General features: G+C 53.4%; 2 protein-coding genes. Both read left to right on the forward strand.

Annotated elements, in window-relative coordinates; genetic code table 11:
• Positions 1 to 993, forward strand: a 993-nt coding sequence (locus ACJROR_RS11655; RefSeq protein ID WP_406547181.1) for a hypothetical protein, incomplete at its 5' end; no start/stop codon positions are given.
• Between the two features lie 702 nt (positions 994 to 1,695).
• Positions 1,696 to 2,001: hypothetical protein (locus tag ACJROR_RS11660; RefSeq protein WP_406547182.1), on the forward strand; the 306-nt coding region annotated here is incomplete at its 3' end.

A 2,001-nucleotide genomic window follows, 5' to 3' on the forward strand; every position in this document is an offset into this window, starting at 1 on the left:
TTCTGCTTCCCGAATTACAAATTGCTCCGGGACTGCCTGCTCAGCGAAGAAATGCTCCTGAGATCCCTGCATCCCCGCATCGTAAAAGAAGAGGATCGCATAGCGGAAAGTGAATTCGCGAACGTTAAAAACAGCATCAGGGTTTCCATGTATGTACGGGAAACAGAATTTGAGGAATTGCTGGCCAAATACCGCGGCTTCATTGAGGAAACCGCCGATCTGGACTTAAAGTACCATCTTGCGGATGTCCGGGAGGTGTGCGACGCGAAACCCCGTCATATATCAAGTCTGGAGAATAACTTCACCATGGCGCTGATCTTTGTAGGCCCTGGCTTCATGGATTATGACGACATTAAGGAGCAGACATGGTTTGATTTTGCCGAGAATGAGTTCTGCTGGAGCAACTGTTACTGGGAGACCGCTGAAATTCAGGATCCCTGCCTCAGCAGCCTGCTGGAGCAGCATGCCTTTAACCATCTCTCGGAAAAGGGATTTAATAAGGCCGTGAGCGATTTTCAGGAATGCCGGGATCTCGGCGGCTTTGACACCGACATCTCCAGACTGAGCCCGTACAACTTTGCTGATGAGGAAATCGGCGTTTATCCGTGCAGCTGCCGCGCATACAGTTTCGTCAAGGTGGCGCACCGCGTATTGCCTCCGGGATATGAGCGCCCGAAATCAAACATTGTGCGCATGTACGGCAAAAAGTTTCAGGAAATCATGAGCCGTCCTTTGGACCCGGACAAGCCCGCCGTGGTATTTGTCATTACCGGGGACGGCCGTACCGGCTGGCCCGACTATCCCGACGATCTCGGAAAAAGGCATCGCTTCCGCTACGGCTGCGTCACCGTCGTCTGGTCAAACGAGGCCTTTAAGGCGCTGCCCTTTAAGGAAAAGATACCTCTCATAAAGTACGGCGCGAAAGAAATCTATGCCTTATGGGACAGCTCCGACTGGATGATATACCAGGCCTTTTTCCTGGATATTCAGTGAAAGAAGTCTGTACCTTACGGGACAGCCCTGATAACTGAAGCTCGGGAATCCCCGGCTTTGCGGTAAAGGCATTTTTTCCGGAAGGGAGGACTGAGTTTCCCGGCCGCCCGTGGGTGATTCGGTACTCCGGAGCGGCCCCGGAAGCCCCCTTGCCTCCCGGCTCGGATACCGCAGAGAAGGAAACCGCCCTGCTGTTCTCTGCCAAAGTATCGGAGCCGAAAAGACCTCCCGTGCCGCAGCTTTTCTCCTGAGAGAGGATCTGCCCGTAAAACCTGAAGGGAACGCCGGCAGCGATAAACTCCGCTTCCCGGGACTCCGGATTAACAGCCCGGCCCGGTAACCCGCGAGCGCTTCCGGAGCTGCGTAAAGCAAAACCCGGCTTTCCGCCGGAGCCCTTGCGGCATGCGGTCTCAGGGGATAAAAAATAAAATTTTCAGAAACTTTTGAAAATACATTGACTTTGTATACTTGAGTTTCGTATAATTTAATTGCTGAAGCGCGAGGTCTTCTGACAGAGCCTTCAGCGGGAAGGCGGCTTCCCGGTCTCAGGATGTCCGGATCTGACTTCCCCCAATATTCTTCTTTCATCTTTCTCTTTTCTCCTTGCTCCAAAGGTCTGCCGGCGCTGCGGCCCGGCGGCCTCTTTGACCGGAGTCATTACTTCCCGCCGGCATCCCGGCAGCTAAATTGAGGAACACCATCATGTACGAAAGCGAATTTAAAAATGTGAAAAACGGCGTTATGGTTTATGCGGCCATGCCGGTGTCTCAGCATGACGCCTTTCTGGCAAAGTACCGGGAGGTTATCCGGGAGGAAGCGGAGAATCCTGATCTCAAATTCCGTCTCACCGCCGCGGTCGGCAATGACAGCTGGAACTGGGAAATCCGCGAAACCTCCGCCCCGTCCTGCGTGGAGAGTCTCGCCTTCATCTTTGTCTTTGAAGGAGCCGGCGACATCACTGCTCAGGATCTGGAGGAGCATAAGTGGTTCTGCTTCCCGAATTACAAA

The sequence above is a fragment of the Succinimonas sp. genome (assembly GCF_045225735.1).
In the GTDB taxonomy this organism is placed as follows: Bacteria; Pseudomonadota; Gammaproteobacteria; order Enterobacterales; family Succinivibrionaceae; genus Succinimonas.